The organism is Pseudomonas sp. HMSC066A08 (assembly GCF_001813025.1).
Classification (GTDB): Bacteria; Pseudomonadota; Gammaproteobacteria; order Pseudomonadales; family Pseudomonadaceae; genus Pseudomonas; species Pseudomonas aeruginosa.
In genome coordinates this window covers 20,812-39,900 of the sequence record NZ_KV811339.1, presented here as the reverse complement: position 1 = coordinate 39,900, position 19,089 = coordinate 20,812, and the positions used below count along the sequence as shown (strand labels likewise).

General features: G+C 69.2%; 16 protein-coding genes. 7 read left to right on the top strand and 9 right to left on the bottom strand.

Annotated elements, in window-relative coordinates; all coding sequences use genetic code 11:
- The 9 genes from HMPREF2886_RS23055 to tssA all read right to left on the bottom strand — a co-directional run.
- The coding region (locus HMPREF2886_RS23055; protein ID WP_139148421.1) for an AAA family ATPase at nucleotides 1-1,004 on the bottom strand (1,004 nt) is incomplete at its 3' end.
- Nucleotides 997-2,043, bottom strand: coding sequence for a type VI secretion system baseplate subunit TssG (gene tssG / locus HMPREF2886_RS23050; protein ID WP_033977385.1), 1,047 nt, complete (start codon nucleotides 2,041-2,043; stop codon nucleotides 997-999). The genes HMPREF2886_RS23055 and tssG, both read right to left, overlap by 8 nt.
- Entirely contained in the window at nucleotides 2,007-3,866 is a 1,860-nt protein-coding gene (gene tssF / locus HMPREF2886_RS23045) for a type VI secretion system baseplate subunit TssF (protein WP_033968161.1), read from the bottom strand. Before tssF ends, tssG begins: the two co-directional genes overlap by 37 nt.
- The gene (tssE, locus tag HMPREF2886_RS23040) at nucleotides 3,863-4,372 is read right to left on the bottom strand and encodes a type VI secretion system baseplate subunit TssE (protein ID WP_003111625.1); all 510 of its coding nucleotides are present in this window, start codon (nucleotides 4,370-4,372) and stop codon (nucleotides 3,863-3,865) included. Before tssE ends, tssF begins: the two co-directional genes overlap by 4 nt.
- Nucleotide 4,373: 1 nt before the next feature.
- Nucleotides 4,374-5,219, bottom strand: coding sequence for a type VI secretion system accessory protein TagJ (gene tagJ, locus HMPREF2886_RS23035; RefSeq protein WP_079387633.1), 846 nt, complete (start codon nucleotides 5,217-5,219; stop codon nucleotides 4,374-4,376).
- Nucleotides 5,220-5,386: 167 nt separating this feature from the next.
- A complete protein-coding gene (gene hcp / locus HMPREF2886_RS23030; RefSeq protein ID WP_003083670.1) occupies nucleotides 5,387-5,875 on the bottom strand; it encodes a type VI secretion system receptor/chaperone Hcp in 489 nt (162 codons plus the stop codon).
- A 75-nt stretch (nucleotides 5,876-5,950) separates the two neighbouring features.
- A complete protein-coding gene (gene tssC, locus HMPREF2886_RS23025) occupies nucleotides 5,951-7,447 on the bottom strand; it encodes a type VI secretion system contractile sheath large subunit (protein WP_003104973.1) in 1,497 nt (498 codons plus the stop codon).
- A gap of 12 nt (nucleotides 7,448-7,459) precedes the next feature.
- Nucleotides 7,460-7,978, bottom strand: a complete 519-nt coding sequence (gene tssB / locus HMPREF2886_RS23020) for a type VI secretion system contractile sheath small subunit (RefSeq protein WP_003083666.1) — start codon at nucleotides 7,976-7,978, stop codon at nucleotides 7,460-7,462.
- Nucleotides 7,979-8,066: 88 nt separating this feature from the next.
- Nucleotides 8,067-9,101, bottom strand: a complete 1,035-nt coding sequence (gene tssA, locus HMPREF2886_RS23015; RefSeq protein ID WP_033968162.1) for a type VI secretion system protein TssA — start codon at nucleotides 9,099-9,101, stop codon at nucleotides 8,067-8,069.
- 367 nt (nucleotides 9,102-9,468) lie between these two features.
- On the opposite strand from tssA, the gene tagH reads away from it, so the two are divergent.
- The 7 genes from tagH to pppA are packed head-to-tail and all read left to right on the top strand — an operon-like array spanning nucleotide 9,469 to nucleotide 19,089.
- Nucleotides 9,469-10,932 carry a type VI secretion system-associated FHA domain protein TagH gene (tagH, locus tag HMPREF2886_RS23010; protein ID WP_070748450.1) on the top strand — a complete coding sequence of 488 codons (1,464 nt, stop codon included), beginning with the start codon at nucleotides 9,469-9,471 and terminating at the stop codon, nucleotides 10,930-10,932.
- A 44-nt stretch (nucleotides 10,933-10,976) separates the two neighbouring features.
- Entirely contained in the window at nucleotides 10,977-11,441 is a 465-nt protein-coding gene (tssJ, locus tag HMPREF2886_RS23005; RefSeq protein WP_003083660.1) for a type VI secretion system lipoprotein TssJ, read from the top strand.
- Between the two features lie 15 nt (nucleotides 11,442-11,456).
- The gene (gene tssK, locus HMPREF2886_RS23000; protein ID WP_003115052.1) at nucleotides 11,457-12,791 is read left to right on the top strand and encodes a type VI secretion system baseplate subunit TssK; all 1,335 of its coding nucleotides are present in this window, start codon (nucleotides 11,457-11,459) and stop codon (nucleotides 12,789-12,791) included.
- 6 nt (nucleotides 12,792-12,797) lie between these two features.
- Nucleotides 12,798-14,147 carry a DotU family type VI secretion system protein gene (locus HMPREF2886_RS22995; protein ID WP_003115051.1) on the top strand — a complete coding sequence of 450 codons (1,350 nt, stop codon included), beginning with the start codon at nucleotides 12,798-12,800 and terminating at the stop codon, nucleotides 14,145-14,147.
- Nucleotides 14,144-17,674 (top strand): type VI secretion system membrane subunit TssM, encoded by a 3,531-nt coding sequence (gene tssM, locus HMPREF2886_RS22990; RefSeq protein WP_070748448.1) that lies wholly within the window; start codon nucleotides 14,144-14,146, stop codon nucleotides 17,672-17,674. Before HMPREF2886_RS22995 ends, tssM begins: the two co-directional genes overlap by 4 nt.
- Complete coding sequence (gene tagF, locus HMPREF2886_RS22985) at nucleotides 17,671-18,351, top strand: type VI secretion system-associated protein TagF (protein ID WP_070748446.1); 681 nt, start codon at nucleotides 17,671-17,673, stop codon at nucleotides 18,349-18,351. The genes tssM and tagF overlap by 4 nt, the downstream gene beginning before the upstream one ends.
- A gap of 9 nt (nucleotides 18,352-18,360) precedes the next feature.
- A complete protein-coding gene (gene pppA / locus HMPREF2886_RS22980) occupies nucleotides 18,361-19,089 on the top strand; it encodes a serine/threonine phosphatase PppA (RefSeq protein ID WP_033968168.1) in 729 nt (242 codons plus the stop codon).

Here is a 19,089-nt window from a genome sequence, read left to right as displayed (position 1 = left end):
GCCAGGGCCGGCTTGAGCAGGTTGGCGGCGTCGCCGGTGCCGGCCGCGCCACCGGCGCCGACCAGGGTGTGGGCTTCGTCGATGAACAGGATGATCGGCTTCTCGGAACTCTGCACGTCTTCGATCACCTGGCGCAGGCGCTGCTCGAACTCGCCCTTCATGCTCGCCCCGGCCTGCAGCAGGCCGACGTCGAGGGCGCGCAGTTCGACGTCCTTCAGCGCCGGCGGGACGTCGCCGGCGACGATGCGCAGGGCGAAGCCTTCCACCACCGCGGTCTTGCCGACGCCGGCCTCGCCGGTGAGGATCGGGTTGTTCTGCCGGCGGCGCATGAGGATGTCCACCAACTGGCGGATCTCCTCGTCACGCCCGACGATGGGGTCGAGCTTGCCGCTGCGGGCCTGCTCGGTGAGGTCCACGGTAAAGCGCTTGAGCGCCTCCTGCTTGCCCATCGCGCTCGGCGCCATGGCGCCGCTGGCCTCGCCCGGGGCGGCGCCGGCGTTGAAGCCGTCGCTGGCCGACAGGCCGTTCTCCGGCGAGGCGCCGACGTACTCGTCGAAGCGCTCGGTGAGCGCCTCGACCTTGAGCTTGGCGAATTCCGCCGACAGCCCGGTGAGGGCATGGCGCAGGCTCGGCGTCTTGAGGATGCCGATCACCAGGTAGCCGGTGCGCACCTGGCTCTCGCCGAACATCAGGCTGCCGTAGACCCAGCCGCGCTCCACCGCCTCCTCGACATGGGAGGACAGGTCGGTGATCGAGGTCGAGCCGCGCGGCAGGCGGTCGAGGGCCTCGGTCAGGTCCTTGGCCAGGCGCGCCGGGTCGATCCCGGACTGGCGGACGATCTGGTGCAGGTCCGAGTCCGGCAACTGGAGGATCTGGTGGAACCAGTGCACCAGCTCGACATAGGGATTGCCGCGCAGCTTGCAGAATACCGTGGCGGCCTCGATGGCCTTGTAGGCCAGGCTGTTCAGCTTGCCGAACAGCGCAACGCGACTGATCTCACTCATGTTCCTTCTCCTTGTGCTCGTGCGGCCGCGCAGTGGCGTACTGGCGGGCCAGCAGTAGATCCCTGGCGTCCTGGCCGGGATCGCCCAGCCAGGTGTTGAAACCGAGCCGCCCGCCGCCCTGCAGGCCCAGCGGGGGTACTTCGTGGCGTTGCAGGACCAGGTTGACGTCCCAGTCCAGCTCCTCGCCCAGGTATTCGGCGACCCAGGCGGCCAGCTCGACGAAGTGGTCGCCGTCGGGCAGGAAGCGCTGGTATTGATCGAGGTCCAGCGGACCCAGGCGCAGGCGGAACTTGTGCTGGCGGTCCCAGACGTGGGTGCCCAGGCAGACGTCCATGCCCAGGCTCGTCGAGTCGACGCCGAGGCGGCTGCGCTCGGGCAGCTCCAGCCACTGGCCGACGTATTCCTCGACCGCCACCGGGACCTCGAAATACTCCGCGAGGATCACCCGCAGGCCGTCCGGGTAGCGGGTCTGCGCGGCGAGGTGGCCGGTGTAGTAGTAGCGTGCGGTGTCCGCCAGCGGCTCGCGCCCCCGCAGGCTCGGCATGCCGCGCCCGGACAGCGCGGCGAGGCGCGCCGACCAGTAGTCGTCGTCGATCCGGTCGTGGCTGATCTCCGGCCGCGCCTCCGCCCAGGCCCGGTAGAACAGGGTCAGCAGGCGGTGATGGAAGACGTCCATGAAGCGCTTGAAGGTCGCGTCGTTGACGTTGCGCTGGCGTTCCCGGGCGTATTCGGTGAGGTGCAGCGGCAGCGGCCCGTTGGGGCCGGTGAGGCCGAAGAAGAACTGGTCCAGGCGCGGCACCGCAGCGGCGCCGGCCTGGCCCACCGAGGCCAGGGTCGAGGGCGCGAAGGTACAGTCGGGCTTCTGCCCGAGGCGCAGCGGGTCGTCCGCCAGCCGCACCGAATGACCGAGGCGCGGCAATTGCGGCGACTCGCACTCGATGCGCCGCAGCGCCTGGAAGAAGTCGTAGTCCCAGGGCGCCGCCGCCATCCCGGCGAGCAGGTTCAGAGATTCGGACGGCTGCCCGGCTTCGCCTGCCATCTCATCACCTCGCCCCGTTCGCCGGTGCGCAGCACCGTCTCGGTAAAGCTATTGATCGACACGTAGCGTGCCAGGAAGCGCTCGAACACGGCGCCGAGAAGGAACACCCCGGTGCCGCGGAACGCGTTCTCGTCGAAGTCCAGGGTGATCTCCAGGCCACGGCCGAAGACGATCGGCCCGGGCATCGGCAGGCGCCGCGTGCAGGGCTTGCTGCTGACCTCGCGCAGGCCCTCGATCTGCAGCTGCAGCGCCGGATCGCCGCTGTCGCCGTAGAGCCGCAGCAGCTCGCGCAGGGCGGCGGCGCCCTGGCCGCGCTCGGCCAGCGACAGGTAGTTCAGCGACAGTTGGCTGATCAGCCGCCAGGCGCTGGCATCGTGTGCACGGCTGGCGCGCGGCCGGCTCGGTCCGGCGAGGCAGCGCACCTGCATGACCGGGGCGCTGTCCTCCAGGGTGAAATCGCTCTTGTGCGCGCCGATCGGCATGAACAGCGGCAGGTCGCGGTTGGTGCACAGCGCGGCGACGCCGAGCTGGCGCAGGTCGTGGCGATAGGGTGCCTGGTTGGCGTCGACCAGGGCGACGAAGGTCTCGCTGCCGACATAGGTCGAGCGCGGGCCCTTGCGCCGCTGCTTGCTGGACAGCACGCGCGGTTCGCGGCGCACGCTGAAGTAGGCCTGCTCGCGGCCGTAGCGCGCGGGATCGCGCACCGCGTAGAACGGTTGGAAGGGTTGCTCCGGACCGCTGCCGTGGCCGCTCACCTGTTGCAGCGAATGCACCTCGAAATCCAGCGGACGGGTGCGGTCGACGATCACGTGATGCTCGTTGACCCGGTCGGACAGGTGGATGCGGTCGCAGCGGCGCGGGAACAGGTTGATCGCCGGGGTGCAGAACGGCACCAGTTGCTCCGCGTCCACCGTGCCCTCCAGGCGCTGGTCGTGCTTGCCGAACAGCACGACCAGTTCCAGCTCCTCGCCGTGGCATCGACGCAGGGCGCGGTTCAGGCCGGAGAACTCGACGAACAGGAAGCGCGCCGGCAGGGCGAAGTATTCCTGCAGCAGGCGGTAGCCCTGGAACGCCCGCGGCACCACCGGCAGCAACGCGTCCTCGTCGTCGAAGCCGCGCGCACGCAGGCTGCTCGTCGGCAGGCGTTCGACCCAGGCATTGTCCGGGGCGCGGACGAACACCGCGCAGGCGTTGCCGAGCAATTGTTCGTAGAGGCGGTAGGGTTGTTCGTCGGCGCCGTGCAGGTAGAGCGGCAGGGCGTCCAGCGACAGGCTGTCGAACGGGATGCCGGCGCCGCTGCGCAGGCGGATGCGCAGGCCGGCCTTGGCCCGCGGCTCGCTGGCGGCGAGGCGGCCGAGCACCGCGGCGGGATTGCCGAAGTAGTCGGCTTGGGCCACTTCCAGCGGCCACAGGGTCACCGGGTGGGCGGTGCGGTATTCGCAGGCGGTCTGGTCATCGGGGCCGAGCTGGCCGCGCAGGGAGGCCCCGCGCTCGACGCTGAAGCCGCTGCTCAGGGCGCCTTCGTTGGGGTCCGGGCGCAACTGCACCACGGTCATCGACGGGGTCGGCGCCAGGTAGTGCGGGTAGGCGATTTCCAGCAGGTTGTGGGTGAAGGTCGGGTACTCCGCGTCGAGCTTCAGCTGGACCCGCGCGGTGAGATAGGCGAAGCCTTCCAGCAGGCGCTCGACGTAGGGGTCGGCGCACTCGAAGCCGGACAGCGACAGGCGCCCGGCGATCTTCGGGAACTCCTCGGCGAACTCCGCGGCGCTTTCGCGGATGTGTTGCAACTCCTGGTTGTAGTACTCGAGCAGGCGCGGGTTCATGTACGCCTCCGCTCGCCCTGGGCGACGCGCACGTGGCCGGTCTCCAGATCCAGGTTGGTGGTCAGCAGCAGGCGCAGCGGCGCCGGTTCGGCCCAGAGATCGCCTTCGATCTCGAAGCTCAGGGCGTTGTGGTCCATCTCGCCGGGCAGCAGTTGCGCGCGCACCCGCAACGAAGAACGGATGATGCGCGGCTCGAAGGTGGCGATGGTCTCGGTGAGCAGCGCCTCGATGGCATGCACGTCGACACTCGACGCGGTGTGCCCGGCCAGCGCCGGCAGCCCGTAGTTGAGCACCGAGTTGCCGGCCGGCATCCGTGCGGCGGGGCCGTGGTCGAACAGCGAGGTGGTGTTGAACAGCCACGCCAGGTCGCGCAGCACCGAGGCCTTCAACTGGCTCAGGGTCAGCACCCGGCGCTCCGCGGCTTCCTTGAGGTTGCCCGGCTCGTCGTCGGTGAGGCGGTCGAGCAGCGACGGCTGCAGGCGCTCCTGGAGGGTCAGTTCGGCCATGTCAGGCGTCCGTCGGCTCGAAGTCCAGCTCACGCAGGTCGAACAGCGCGGTCTCGCCGGCATCGGTGACGAACAGCCGCTGGCCGAGCGGCAGGCCGCTGTCCAGCCATTCGGTCTTGCGCCCCAGGCGCGCGGCGTCGTCGCCGTGCTCGACGGTTTCCGCGTAGCGCGCCGGCAGCAGCGCGACGGTGGCGCCGCCGTTGGCCAGGGTCAGTTCGGCCGGCAGCCAGACCAGGTCGCGCAGGTCGCTCGGCGCCTCGACCTTGAGGCTGCGCAGGTTGCTCATCGGCAACCAGGCATAGCGACCGTTGACGATCACCTCGAGTACCGGGCCGAGGCGCGTGTCGGCATCCGCCAGCCAGGCGAACGGCGCTTCGCCGATCCGCCCGGGCACCGCCGGCGCGGCATCGAAGGCCTGCTCGCGCAGGGCCTGGGCGGCCTCGCCATGGCCTTCGGCGTCCAGGCTCAGGGCCTGCAACAGCGGCGCGATCCATTCCGCCGGCTGGCCGAGGATCACCGGCGTCAGGCGCCCGGCGAACACCTCGCGGCGCAGCGCCTCGCAGTCGATGGCGGTGGAGTAGGTCTGTACCATCGGCAGCGCCGAGGCATCCAGTTCGCCGACCACCTTGAGCTGGTTCTGCGCCCGCGCCCACTGGCCCATCACGGCCAGCAGCTGGAACAGGAAGATCCGCAGGGTAGCGTTCGACGGCTGGCTGCGCACCTGTTCCTGCAAGGCTTTCAAGGCATCGTCCAGGCGCCCGGCGCGCAACAGTTCTTCGGCGATCATCGCGATACTTCCCTGTAGCCGGGAGCCCAGGCGCCCGGATGCGAATGAAGGGTCGGCCATGGCGCCCGGCGGACGCGACGGACGACCCGGTGGAATTCAGTACCTCCGGCAGGAGGTCGGGCGGACGAGGTCCGCGGCGCGCCGCGCGCGCCTTAGGCACCCGGCATGGCGGGCGCTCGCACCGGCCACGGCATGGCCTGGCCACGCCATGACCGGCAGCCGGCTCATCAGGCCTGTACGTTCTGGCGGATGTTCCAGCCGTACTTGACCGGACCGCCGTCCTTCGCGCCATCCGCCTTCTGCGGCTGGTAGTCGACCTGGACCTGGGCGAAGTTCAGGGTCACGTTCTCGGTCAGGCGATCCTCGCCACCGCTGCCGCCGGTGCTCACCGAGGACACCAGGACTTCCTTCAGGGTGATGATCAGGTACTCGACCTGGTTCTCGCCACCGGCCTTGCGGATGGTCAGCTTCGCCTGCGGATAGTGCTTGCCGCTGGAGCAGGCCATCATCAGGTTGGGCGTGGACTTGTCGATGTACTTGGTGAACGACAGGTCCTGCACGTTGACCTTGCCGGCGCCGCCGCCACCGCCCATGTGCATCGACCCGGACTGGGACATGCCCCAGCTCCATGCCAGCACGTCGATTTCCTCGGCGTGAGTCTTGTCCTTGGACTCACCCTTGACGTCGCCGATCTTGATGAACATATCAACAGCCATCTTTCCTCCCGTGTGGCTCGCGCCACTACGCTATGCAAGCGCCCGCCACCATGGCAGGCGCTGTCGTTGAATGCCTCAGGCCTCTTTGGCCGAAGGCAGCTTGGATACCAGGCGTAGCGATACCGTCAGTCCCTCGAGCTGGTAGTGCGGGCGAAGGAAGAACTTCGAGTTGTAGTAACCCGGATTGCCTTCGACTTCCTCCACCACCACTTCGGCCGCCGCCAGCGGGTGCTGGGCCTTGGTGGTCTCGGTGGAGTGGGCCGGGTCGCCGTCGACGTAGTTGAGGATCCAGTCCTGCAGCCAGCGCTGCATCTCGTCCTTCTCCTTGAAGGAACCGATCTTGTCGCGAACGATGCACTTCAGGTAATGGGCGAAGCGGCAGGTGGCGAACAGGTAGGGCAGGCGCGCCGCCAGGTTGGCGTTGGCGGTGGCGTCCGGATCGTCGTACTCGGCGGGTTTCTGCAGCGACTGCGCGCCGATGAAGGCGGCGAAGTCGGTGTTCTTCTTGTGCAGCAGCGGCATGAAGCCGTTCTTCGCCAGCTCCGCCTCGCGGCGGTCGGAAATGGCGATCTCGGTCGGGCACTTCATGTCCACGCCGCCGTCGTCGGTGGGGAAGGTGTGCGCCGGCAGGCCCTGCACCTCGCCGCCGGACTCGACGCCGCGGATTCGCGAGCACCAGCCGTAGAGCTTGAAGGAGCGGTTGATGTTGACCGCCATCGCGTAGGCCGAGTTGGCCCAGGCGTACTTGCTGCTGTCGGCGCCGTCGGTTTCTTCCTCGAAGGCGAACTCTTCTACCGGATCGGTCTTCGCCCCGTAGGGCAGGCGCGCCAGGAAGCGCGGCATGGTCAGGCCGATGTAGCGGGAGTCCTCGGACTCGCGCAGCGAACGCCAGCCGGCGTATTCCGGGGTGGTGAAGATCTTGGTCAGGTCGCGCGGGTTGGACAGTTCCTGCCAGGAGCCCATGCCCATCACCGTCGGCGAGGCGGCGGAGATGAACGGCGCGTGCATGGCGGCGGAGATCTTCGCCATCTCGCCGAGCAGTTCGACGTCCGGCGGCGACTGGTCGAAGTAGTAGTCGCCGACCAGGCAGCCATAGGGCTCGCCGCCGAACTGGCCGTATTCCTCTTCGTAGAGCTTCTTGAAGATCGGGCTCTGGTCCCAGGTGGTGCCCTTGAATTTCTTCAGGGTCTTGTGCAGCTCCGGCTTGGAGATGTTCAGCACGCGGATCTTCAGTTGCTCGTCGGTCTCGGTGTTGTTGACCAGGTAGTGCAGGCCGCGCCAGGCGCTTTCCAGTTGCTGGAAGTCGGCGTGGTGCATGATCAGGTTGACCTGCGCGGTGAGCTTGGCGTCGATCGCCGCGATGATCGACTCGATCGACTTGATCGCGTCGTTGGAGATCAGGCTGGTCTGCTCCAGGGCATGCTCGGCGAGGGTCCGCACGGCGGTCTCCACCGCTTCGCGGGCGCGCTCGGTCTTGGGCTTGAACTCCTGCAGCAGCAGGCTGGCGAACTCACTGGTCTGCTCGGTGGTGGTCTGGCCCTGGGCCAGGTTCTCGGTGCTCAATTCGGCCATGCTGGAATCCTCTTACGCCTGCGGCTCGTCGTCTTTGGGCTTCGGCGCGCTGGCCAGGGCCTGAAGCAGGGCCGGGTCCTTGATCGCCTTCATGATCATTTCCTCGGCGCCGGTCTTGCCGTCCATGTAGGTCAGCAGGTTGGCCAGTTGGGTACGCGCCTCGAGCAGCTTGTTCAGCGAATCGACCTTGCGCGCCACCGCGGCGGGGCTGAAGTCGTCCATGCTCTCGAAGGTGATGTCCAGGCTCAGGTTGCCTTCGCCGGTCAGCACGTTCGGTACGTTGAAGGCCACCCGCGGCTTCATCGCCTTGAGCCGGGCATCGAAGTTGTCCACGTCGATCTCCAGGAACTTGCGGTCGGCGACCGCCGCCTGGGGTTCGGCGGGCTTGCCGGCGAGGTCGGCCATGACGCCCATGACGAAGGGCAGCTGGACCTTCTTCTCGGCACCGTACAGTTCCACGTCGTACTCGATCTGCACGCGTGGCGCCCGGTTCCTGGCGATGAACTTCTGACTGCTGGTAGTGCTTCCCATCTTGTTTCTCCCTCGCGCGACGGCGGTTGTTAGCGCCGTCGGAATCGCCCCGGCGGCTTGCAGCGTTGGCCCGGACGGCCGCTAGGCGTTACTCGCTTTCCGGGCCTCGCAGGGTTTCGAACTGGGAAATCCCATCGGGGATGAGATTCCTCACGATTTCGGCGAAGTCGGCCGTCACCAGCGTCTTGGCGCGCTTGAGCAACACCGGCACCGGGCTCGACGGCTCGTGGCGAACGTAATACTCGAGCAGGCGGTCGAGCTGGCGCAGGACGTCTTCGCGGTTGGCGATCTCGCCACTGGCACGCGGTGCCGGCGCGGCGACGACTGCGACAGGCGCGGCGCCCCCCTGCTCGTCGGCGGCCGCTTCGGCGCCCGGCGCCAAGGGCTCGCCGGCGCCCTGCGGGCCGTACAGGTCGAACACCTGGAGGGCCTGGCGCAGCAGTTGACGAAGGGGACCGAGGTCGAGGCCCTGGGCCGAGCCGACCCGTTCGGCGACGCCGCTCTCGATGGCCAGGGCATGTTCCTGGGCGCCCTCCAGGGCGCGCCGGGTGGCGGCCAGCGCATCGGCGTCGGCATCGGCGAAGGCGCCGGCGATCTGCTCGGGACTCAGGGTCTCGCTGGCGAAGCGTTGCAGCCCGGCGGCGTTCAGCGCGGCGCGCAGGTTGACCGGGCCGAACGCCCGCGAGCGCACCAGCGGGATCGCCCAGACCAGTTGCAGCAGCGGTTCGGCGACCAGGCCGGTGAGGGCGTTGATACGGAAGGTGGGGTCGTTGTCGTCATCGGCGTCGAGCAGCGGATAGACGCCGTCCCAGTACTGGCCGAGCAGCTCGCGGACCAACAGCAGGCCGTCGGCGAGCCCGTCCAGGCCGTCGAGGGCGACATTGCTCTGCAGCAGCAGGTTGGCTACCCGCAGGTCCTTGCTACGGCCGAACAGTTCGCTGGCCAGCGCGCGTACGCGCGGCCACTCCGGCGGTTCGGCGGGCAGCACGGCATCGCCCATCTGGCGCTCGGGTTGGCCCTGGGCGATGCGTTCGAGTTCGAGGAACGCGGCGTCGTACTCCAGATCGTCGCCACAGGGCGAGTCCGGGGATACGGCAGCCAGCAAAACGGGTACATCCAGCACGGTGACGATCTCCCTATCATCGGAGCCGCTGCGCGGCCCTCACCTTCGCTTGTAAGATCCACTCCGTCGGATCTTGTGGGAGCCATTGATGAATATCGGATGACTCGAAAGGTTGGCAAAATTCTTGTGGCATGCCGCAAGGCTTGTCAAGGAAGGCACAACGCCACTAGTTGCATGACACCGCAGATCGGACAAATCTTTAAAAGACGTAGGATTAGTCTTTTATAATCCGGTACCACCCGAGGTGTCTTCCCGAGGCGACGAAACGCCGGAAAGCCGTCGGGCCAGCCTGGATGCGAACCGAAATCCCTCGGGCACGGGGGTGAGCGCCTGGAAGAGCCGGGCGCTGGCAATGCAAGGAGTAGCAATGCCGCTGCGATTGACCATCACCAGCTACCACAAGCTGACCCCCGGTCAGTGTTCGGAAAAGGTACTGGACCAGGGACAGCTGACCATCGGTCGGGGCCCGGACAACGACTGGGTCCTGCCGGACCCGGAGCGCCTGGTCTCCAGCCGCCACTGCACCATCCTCAACCGCGACGGGGTGTACTACCTCACCGACACCAGCACCAACGGCGTGCTGCTGGTCAATGCCGGGCACCGCCTGCGCCGCGGCAACAGCGAGCCGCTGCAGGACGGCGAGACCGTCCGCCTCGGCGAATACGACATCCTCGTCCAGCTCGGCCATGACATCGCCCTGCCCGGCAGCGGCAATCCGCAGACCGATCCGTTCACCAGCTTCGACGCCCTGATGAGCCGGCAGGCCGCCGGATCGGCGCCTGCCTTCGCCGAACCGGCGCCCACCCCGCACCCCGCGGTGACGGCGCATTTCCAGGGCGGCTCGCCGCTGGACACCAAGCCCGACCTGTTCGACTTCCTCACCCCGCCGCCGCCCGGCGCGGCGCCGCGTCCGGACCATGTACCGGCCGAACAGCACGACTTCCGCCCGCCGGAACCGGTGATCCCGCCGCCCCCCGCGACCACCCCGGCGCCACCGCCCACTGGCGGCGCACCGCTGATTCCGGCCGACTGGGACCCGTTCGCCGAACTGCTCGGCAACACGCCCGCGCCAAGCGCCACGCCCGTCGCCCAGCCGCTGCCGACGGCCGAACCGACGCCGCTGGCGATGCCCTTCGCCGACCCAGGGATCACCCAACAGCCACAGCCACAGCCACAGCCACAGCCACAGCCAGCGAGCGTGGAGGCGCCGACGCCGCCGGCAAGCGCCGCCGCGACGGCCGGCGGCGACCTGCTGCAGGCGTTCCTGCGCGGCGCCGGCATGACCCAGTTGAAGGTCGACCCGGCCGGCGCCGAAGCGCAGATGGAAGCCATCGGCCGCAGCTATCGCGGCCTGGTGGAAGGACTGGTGGACGTGCTGCGCGCACGGGCCAGCCTGAAGGGCGAGTTCCGCATGGCGCAGACCATGATCCAGCCGGTGCAGAACAACCCGCTGAAGTTCGCGCCGAACGTCGACGAAGCCATGCTGCTCCTGCTGCGCCGCGACAACCAGGCGTTCATGGCGCCGGATCGCGCGGTGGCCGACAGCTTCGAAGACCTCAAGGCGCACCAGCTGGCGGTGATGGCCGGCGTGCAGGCCGCCATCCGCCACCTGCTGGCGCGCTTCGAACCGGCCGCGCTGGAAGCCCGCTTCGGCAAGCCGGCCGGGCTTTCAGGCCTGCTGCCGGGAGCCCGCCAGGCACAGAACTGGGACAGTTTCACCGAGCTGTACGCGAAGATCCTGCGCGAGGCGGAGGACGACTTCCAGGAGCTTTTCGGCCGCGAATTCAGCCGCGCCTACGAGGAACACAGCGCTCGACTACGGCGTTCCTGACGCCAACGAACACCAGGAGAAACAACGTCAATGAGGACGACACCATGCAGAAACTGATCGTCGCGCTGTTCGGGCTGCTGCTCGCCGCCTGTTCGTCCAGCCCGCCGGAAACCCCGCCGACCCGGGTGGTGATCTGGCTCCACGCCGCACCGAACCTCAACCCGTCCGCCGCCGGCCAGGCGGCGCCGCTGCGCCTGCGGCTGTACGAGCTGAAGAAAGACACCGCGTTCGGCCGCGCCGACTACTTCGCCCTCACCGACAACGCCCAGTCGACCCTCGGCGGCGACCTGGTGGAGCAGGACGAGTTCCTCCTGCGTCCGGGCGAGGAACGGCGCATCGAACGCACGCTCGACGAGCAGACCCGCCAGCTCGGCTTCGTCGCCGCCTACCGCGACCTCGACCGCGCCACCTGGCGCCAGGTCCTCGACGTGCCGGGGCAACGCACCAGCCATCTCGACATCACGCTCGGCGCGCAGGCCATCGGCATCGTCGCGCGTCCCGCGCCCTGAACCTTCGGAGTCCCTATGTCCTGGAATAACCGCGTGGTGTGGTCCGAAGGCATGTTCCTGCGGCCACAGCATTTCCAGCAGCACGACCGCTACCTGGAAACCCTGGTGGATGGCCGCTGCCGCTCGCTCCTGGCGGGCGGCTGGGGCTTTTCCGAGCTGAAGCTGGACGATGCCCTGCTGACCCAGGGCAAGCTGGCCATCGTCAGCGCCCGCGGCGTGCTGCCGGATGGCACGCCGTTCAACATCCCCGCCGACGATCCGGCGCCGGCGCCGCTGAATGTCGAGGAAAGCCTGCGCGACGGCATCGTCTACCTCGGCCTGCCGCTGAAGCGGGTCGGCACCCGCGACACGGTGGAGGAGGGCGAGGCCCTCGGCGGCGCCCGCTACGTCAGCCAGGTGCAGGAAGTGCGCGACGACAATGCCGCCTTCGAGAGCCGCGCACCGGTGGCCCTGGGCAGCCAGGCGTTCCGCCTGCTGACCGAGCGCGACGGCCTCGGCGAATACGCCGCGGTGGGCGTCGCGCGGGTCCGCGAGAAGCGTGCGGACCAGGCCCTGAGCCTGGACGAGGACTACCTGCCGCCGGTGCTCGACATCGCCGCCGCGCCGCCCCTGGCGTCCTTCGCCAAGGAGCTGCTGGGCCTGCTCCACCAGCGCGGCGAAGCCCTCGCCGGGCGGGTGGTGGCATCCAGCGCCGGGGGCGCCTCGGAAATCGCCGACTTCCTGCTGCTGCAACTGGTCAACCGCGCCGAGGCCCTCACCGGTCACCTGTCCCGCGTGCGCCCGCTGCACCCCCAGGAGCTGTACCGCGAACTGGTGGCCCTGGCCGGCGAGTTCTGCACCTTCACCGCCAGCCAGCGGCGTCCCGAGGAGTACCCGGTGTACAACCACGACGACCTGGCCGCCAGCTTCGCCCCGGTGATGCTCGCCCTGCGCCAGGCGCTGGCGACGGTGATCGACGCCAAGGCGATCGCCATCCCGATCGTCGAGAAGGCCTACGGCGTGCACGTCGCGATGCTCAGCGACCGCAGCCTGATCGACAACGCCAGCTTCGTCCTGGTGGTGCGCGCCGACGTCCCCGGCGAGAGCCTGCGCGGGCACTTCCCGCAGCAGGCCAAGGTCGGCTCGGTGGAGCACATCCGCGACCTGGTCAACCTGCAGCTGCCGGGTATCGGCCTGCTGCCGATGCCGGTGGCGCCGCGGCAGATCCCCTACCACGCCGGCTCCACCTATTTCGAACTGGACCGCGGCAGCGCGCATTGGAAGCAGCTGACGCACTCCGGCGGCTTCGCCTTCCACATCGCCGGCCAGTTCCCCGGGCTGAACCTGGCCTTCTGGGCCATTCGAGGATAAGCAACGATGCCTCCCATCGACGATCCCTTCGGCACCCCGGCCGGCGGCGGCAACGGAAGCCCGCCCGACGACCGCACCATGATCATGCCGCGTCCCGGCGGCCGCGCCCCGGAACCGGCCGGCGGCCCCCGCGGCGGCGATCCCTACACGCCGCCGCCGATGGCCAGCCTGGCGCCGCTGAGCGGCCGCGGCGACGGCCTCAACCCGCTGGAGCAGGCCGCCGGCCCGCTGCTGGCGATGCTCACCCGCCTGCGCAACACCATCGCCCATCCGGCGCCGGCCAGCCTGCGCGCGCAACTGCTCGGCTACCTGCGCCAGTTCGAGGAGAAGGCACGCCAGGCCGGCGTGGCGCCGGACGAAGTGATGCTGGCGCGCTACGTGCTCTGCACCGCCCTCGACGAAGCGGTGCTCAGCACACCGTGGGGCAGCACCAGCGACTGGGGCAAGCAAAGCCTGCTGATCACCCTGCACAACGAGGCCTGGGGCGGCGAGAAGGTCTTCCAGTTGCTCGAACACTGCCTGCAGAACCCGCACCAGCGCCTGCATCTGCTGGAGCTGCTGTACCTGTGCACCAGCCTCGGCTTCGAAGGCCGCTACCGGGTCATGCACGACGGCCGCAGTCAACTGGAGGCGCTGCGCGAGCGCACCGCGGCGGTGATCCGTAGCACCCGCGGCGAGTACGAGCACGAACTGTCGCCGCACTGGCGCGGCCTCAGTGTGATGCGCGACCGCCTTTCGCAATACCTGCCGCCGTGGGTCGGTATCGCCATCGGCCTGGCCCTGCTGCTGGCCCTGCTGTTCGGCCTGCGGATGAAACTGGCCGCCGACGCCGAGCCGGTGTTCAAGCGCATCCACGCCATCGGCGAGATCCCGGTGCAGGCCATCGACCGCCCGGCGGTGCAGCCGCGGGTGATCGAGCGGCCGCGCCTGGCGCGCTTCCTCGCCGACGACATCAAGGCCCAGCGGGTGGCGGTGGAGGACGCCGTCGACCGCTCGGTGGTGACCATCCGCGGCGACGAGCTGTTCGCCAGCGCCAGCGCCAGCGTGCGCGACGAGTTCCAGCCGCTGCTGCTGCGCATCGCCGACGCCCTGCGCAAGGTCAAGGGCCAGGTGCTGGTCACCGGCCATAGTGACAACCGGCCGATCGCCACGCTGCGCTATCCGTCCAACTGGAAACTGTCCCAGGCCCGCGCCCAGGAGGTCGCCGACCTGCTCGGCGCGACCACCGGCGACGCCGGCCGCTTCACCGCCGAAGGGCGCAGCGACACCGAGCCGGTGGCGACCAACGCCAGCGCCGAAGGCCGCGCACGCAACCGCCGGGTGGAAATCACCGTATTCGCGGAGGGCGCGCAATGAAAGGCTTCCTCAACTTCTTCGCGCGCTGGGTGGTGCCGGTGCTCGGCCTGCTCGCCCTGAGCCTGATCATCTGGTTCCTCGGCCCGCTGCTGCGCCTGGGCAACTACGAACCGCTGGTCTCGGCGACCAGCCGCTGGGTGCTGATCGTCCTGCTGTTCCTGGTCTGGATCGGCTTCCGCGTGCTGCGCATCGTGCAGGCCCGGCGCAACGCGGCGAAGGTCATGCAGAGTCTCGCCGAGGTCAGCGCGCCGGACGCCGCCAGCGTCGCCACCGCCGAAGAACTGGCGACCCTCAAGCAACGCATGGACGAGGCCCTGGCCCTGCTCAAGCGGGCCAAGCTGGGCGGCAGCGAGCGGCGCAACCTGTACGAGCTGCCCTGGTACGTGATCATCGGCCCGCCCGGTTCGGGCAAGACCACCGCGCTGATGAATTCCGGCCTGGACTTCCCGCTCGCCGCGCAAATGGGCGCCGGGGCGATCCGCGGGGTCGGCGGCACGCGCAACTGCGACTGGTGGTTCACCGACGAAGCGGTGCTGCTGGACACCGCCGGCCGCTATACCACCCAGGACAGCCACGCCCAGGTGGACAAGGCCGCCTGGCTGGGCTTCCTCGACCTGCTCAAGACCCAGCGCAAGCGCCGCCCCATCGATGGCGCGTTCATCGCCATCAGCCTTTCCGACCTGCTGCTGGGCAGCGACGCCGAGCGCGCCGCCCATGCCCAGGCGATCCGCACGCGCATCCAGGAGCTGTACCAGCAGCTCGGGGTACGCTTCCCGATCTACGTGATGCTGACCAAGTTCGACCTGGTGCCGGGCTTCATGGAGTTCTTCGACAGCCTGAACCGCGAGGAACGCGCGCAGGTCTGGGGGATGACCTTCGCCCTCGACGACGGCAAGAGCGCGGAAGGCCCGCTGGCGGTGTTCGACAGCGAATTCGCCCTGCTCGAACAGCGTCTCACCGCGCGCCTGGTGGAACGCCTGCAGCAGGAGCGCGACCCGGCGCGGCGCGACCTGGTCTACGGCTTCCCGCAGCAATTCGCCGCCCTGCGCGAATGCCTCGGCGAGTTCCTCAACGGCGTGTTCAAGCCCAACCCCTACGAGGAACGCCCGCTGTTGCGCGGCCTGTACTTCACCAGCGGAACCCAGGAAGGCAGTCCGATCGACCGCCTGATCGGCAGCATGGCGCAGTCGATGAACCTCGATCGCCAGCACCTGGCGCGGCAGACCGGAACCGGGCGCAGCTATTTCATCGAGCGGCTGTTCCGCGAAGTGGCGTTCGGCGAACGCGGCCTGGTCGGCACCAACCCGAAGGTCGAGCGCCGCCGCAAGTGGCTGACCATCGGCGCGCTGAGCGCCACCGCGCTGGTGGTGCTGGCGGTGACGGCGGTATGGATCGCCAGCTACCGCGCCAACCAGAGCTACATCGCCGCGGTCGACCAGCGCGTCGACCCGCTGGCGCGCGGCATCGAGTCGCTGAGCCCGGCCCAGCGCGACGTCCTGGCCGTACTGCCACAGCTCAACGCGGTGCAGAACCTCGCCGGCGACGCGCCGAGCTGGGCCGAAGGCTATGGGCTGTACCAGGGCGACATGCTCGGCGAGGAGTCCGCCAGCGTCTACCGCAAGCTGCTGATCGCGGTGTTCGCCCCGCGCCTGGTGACCCGCATCGAGGAACAGTTGCGCTCCGGCGGCAGCAGCGATTTCCTCTACGAGGGCCTGAAGGCCTACCTGATGCTCGGCAGTCCGGACCATTACGACGCCGACTTCATCAAGGCCTGGATCAGCCTCGACTGGGAACGCAACCTGCCGCGCGACCTCTCGCCGGAACAGCGCCAGGCGCTGCACGCGCACCTCGACGCGTTGCTCGAACGGCGGCCGCCGTCGGCGCGCCTGGACCAGGACCTGGTCGAGGACCTGCGCCGCCAGTTGCAGCAACTGCCGGTGGCGCAGCGGGTCTACGACCGGGTCAAGCGGCAGAGGCTGCCCAAGGACGTGCCCGACTTCCGCATCAGCGACGCCGCCGGCCGCGACGCGCCGCTGGTGTTCGCGCGCAAGAGCGGCAAGCCGCTCACCGACCCGCTCAGCGGCTTCTTCACCTACCGCGGCTATCGCGAGGTGTTCCTCACCGCCAGCCTCAGCCAGGCCGGCACCATCGCCGAGGAACAGTGGGTGCTCGGGCGCGACCTGAACGATGCCGGCGACGCCGCCAACCTGGCCCTCGACGTGCGTCGCCTGTATTTCCAGGACTACCTGCGGCAGTGGGACGACCTGCTCGCCGACCTCACCGTGGTGCCGATCACCAATGTCACCCAGGCCGCCGACGTGCTGCGCATTCTCTCCGGGCCGACCTCGCCGTTCCGCAAGCTGCTCGAGGCGGTGGCCCGCGAGACCGACCTGCAGAAGGGCGACCGGCTGGTCGCCGCGCAAGTGAAGAAGGCCGCCGACGGCACCGTGGACAAGCTCAAGCAGCGCCTCGGCTCGCTGGTCGGCCAGGAGGAAGAGGGCACCCGCGAACAGCCGCGGCAAGTCGACAGCGACCCGATCAGCGCCCACTTCGCCGAACTCAATAGCCTGGTCAGCAAGGGCGAGGGCGGCAACGAGCCGGCGCCGATCGACAGCCTGCTGGAGGACATGAACGCGCTCTACGTGCAGGTCAGCGCCATGGCCGGAGCCAGCGGCGACTCGCTGCTCGGCGACGCCAAGAACCAGGTGGCCGCCGCCGCCTCGCGCGTGGCCCTCAGCGCCGAGCGCCAGCCGCCGGTGGTCCAGGGCCTGGTGAAGAACGTGGTCAACTCCACCACCAGCAGCATGATGGGCAGCGTGCGCAACCAGCTCAACGCGGCCTGGATCAGCGACGTGGTCAGCGTCTACCGGCAGTCCCTGGCCGGGCGCTACCCGATCGCCGCCGGCAGTTCGCGCGACGCCACCCTGGAGGACTTCGGCCACTTCTTCGGTGCCGGCGGGGTGATGGACAGCTACTTCCGCCAGTACCTGCAACCCTACGTCGACACCTCCGCCAGCACCTGGCGCTGGCAGCCCGGCGCGGCGCAGAAGCTCGGCATCAACCCCGGCGTGCTGCACACCTTCCAGCGCGCAGCGGCGATCCGCGACGCCTTCTTCCGCTCCGGCGGCATGCAACCGACGGTGCGCTTCGAGCTCAAGCCGGTGACCATGGACGCGGCGATCAGCCAGTTCATCCTCGACCTCGACGGCCAGCAGCTGACCTACGACCACGGCCCCAGCCGCCCGGTGGCGATGCAGTGGCCGAGCGCCAACGGCCTCGGCGTGGTCCGCCTGACCGTGACGCCGCCGCCCAGCAGCGGCCGTTCCGGCCTGACCCTGGAGGGCCCCTGGGCCTGGTTCCGCCTGCTCGACCAGTCGGACCTGGAACGCGGCAACTCGCCGGACCGCTTCACCCTGCGGCTGCGCATCGACGGCTCCAGCATCGCCTGCGAGCTGCGCGCCAGCAGCGCCTTCAACCCCTTCAAGAGCCGGGTCGTGTCCGGCTTCAGCCTCCCGGAGCGCCTTTGAACAGCGTCGGTTTCTACGGCAAGCTGGCCGGCCGCGGCGATTTCGTCAGCCGCGGCCTGCCGAACACCTTCGTCGAACCCTGGGACGCCTGGCTGGCCAGCGGCATGCGCGCCAGCCAGGACGAACTCGGCGCGGCCTGGCTCGACGCCTACCTGACCAGCCCGCTGTGGCGCTTCGCCATCGCCCCCGGCCTGCTCGGCGGCGAAGCGGTGACCGGAGTGGTGATGCCGAGCATCGACCGGGTCGGTCGCTATTTCCCGCTGACCGTCGCCTGCCTGCTGCCGGCGAACACCGACCTCGGCGGGCTGGTCGGCGGCGACGACGGCTGGTTCGAGCAGGTCGAGAGCCTGCTGCTCTCCACCCTCGAACCGGAGGCCAAGGTCGAGGCCTTCGAGCAGGCGGTGGCGCAGCTCCCGCCACCTCCCTGCGGACCGCGCATCGAACAATCGCTGATCAGCGGCAACCTGCTGCGCAGCGAAGCGGTGACCCCGGCGCAGCGCCTCGCCGCGCTGGCCCAGCACGCCTGCGACGGCGCCAGCCACTGGTGGGGACGCGGCTCGGCACGGATCTCCGCCGGCCTGATGCGCTACCAGGGCCTGCCGCCGGCGCCGGCGTTCGGACGATTCCTCACCGGAGAGGGCGAGGTGATCCCGCTCTTTCCCGGCATACCCGGTTAAGGACAACTGATGGTGCCCAACTCAGTCAGCTACTACAGGTCGGCCAGCTACAGCCACGTCGGCATGGTCCGCAAGGTCAACGAAGACGCTAGTCTCGACGCCCCCGAGTCGGGACTCTGGGTGGTCGCCGACGGCATGGGCGGCCACGCCGCCGGCGACTTCGTCAGCAGCCTGATCGTCGATACCCTGCGGCGCATCCCGGCGGCCTCCTCGCTACCGGCCTATGTCGGCGCGTTGCGCACCGGCCTCGCCCAGGTCAACGAGCGGGTTCGCCAGGAAGCCGGCCTGCGTGGCGTCAGCGTGATGGGCAGCACCCTGGTACTGCTCGCCGCGCGCGGCAACCAGGCGAGCTGCCTGTGGGCCGGCGACAGCCGCCTGTACCGCCTGCGCGGCGGCGTGCTGGAGGCCATCTCGCGGGACCACAGCTACGTCCAGGAGCTGCTCGACAACGCATTGATCAGCGAGGAAGAGGCGCGCCACCATCCGCGCGCCAACGTGGTCACCCGCGCGGTTGGCGTGCACGAGCAGCTGGAATTGTCGGAAGCCGGGCTGCACGTGCTGCCCGGCGACAGCTTCCTGCTCTGCAGCGACGGCCTCAACAAGACCGCCGACGACAGCGAACTGCGCGACGTGCTCAGCCACAGCGATCCCTATGCGGTGGTCCGCAGCCTGGTCCACCTGGGCCTGACCCGCGGCGCCCCGGACAACATCACGGCCCTGGTGGTCAGGGCCTTCTGA

What these genes read in the sequence shown, in the direction of transcription:
- tagH (WP_070748450.1), top strand. Translation starts at nt 9,469, where the DNA reads ATGCCGCTGCGATTGACCATCACCAGCTACCACAAGCTGACCCCCGGT.
- tssC (WP_003104973.1), bottom strand. Translation starts at nt 7,447, where the DNA reads ATGGCCGAATTGAGCACCGAGAACCTGGCCCAGGGCCAGACCACCACC.
- pppA (WP_033968168.1), top strand. Translation starts at nt 18,361, where the DNA reads ATGGTGCCCAACTCAGTCAGCTACTACAGGTCGGCCAGCTACAGCCAC.
- tssJ (WP_003083660.1), top strand. Translation starts at nt 10,977, where the DNA reads ATGCAGAAACTGATCGTCGCGCTGTTCGGGCTGCTGCTCGCCGCCTGT.
- tssK (WP_003115052.1), top strand. Translation starts at nt 11,457, where the DNA reads ATGTCCTGGAATAACCGCGTGGTGTGGTCCGAAGGCATGTTCCTGCGG.
- tssG (WP_033977385.1), bottom strand. Translation starts at nt 2,043, where the DNA reads ATGGCAGGCGAAGCCGGGCAGCCGTCCGAATCTCTGAACCTGCTCGCC.
- tssE (WP_003111625.1), bottom strand. Translation starts at nt 4,372, where the DNA reads ATGGCCGAACTGACCCTCCAGGAGCGCCTGCAGCCGTCGCTGCTCGAC.
- tssM (WP_070748448.1), top strand. Translation starts at nt 14,144, where the DNA reads ATGAAAGGCTTCCTCAACTTCTTCGCGCGCTGGGTGGTGCCGGTGCTC.
- hcp (WP_003083670.1), bottom strand. Translation starts at nt 5,875, where the DNA reads ATGGCTGTTGATATGTTCATCAAGATCGGCGACGTCAAGGGTGAGTCC.
- HMPREF2886_RS22995 (WP_003115051.1), top strand. Translation starts at nt 12,798, where the DNA reads ATGCCTCCCATCGACGATCCCTTCGGCACCCCGGCCGGCGGCGGCAAC.
- tssB (WP_003083666.1), bottom strand. Translation starts at nt 7,978, where the DNA reads ATGGGAAGCACTACCAGCAGTCAGAAGTTCATCGCCAGGAACCGGGCG.
- tagJ (WP_079387633.1), bottom strand. Translation starts at nt 5,219, where the DNA reads ATGGCCGACCCTTCATTCGCATCCGGGCGCCTGGGCTCCCGGCTACAG.
- tssF (WP_033968161.1), bottom strand. Translation starts at nt 3,866, where the DNA reads ATGAACCCGCGCCTGCTCGAGTACTACAACCAGGAGTTGCAACACATC.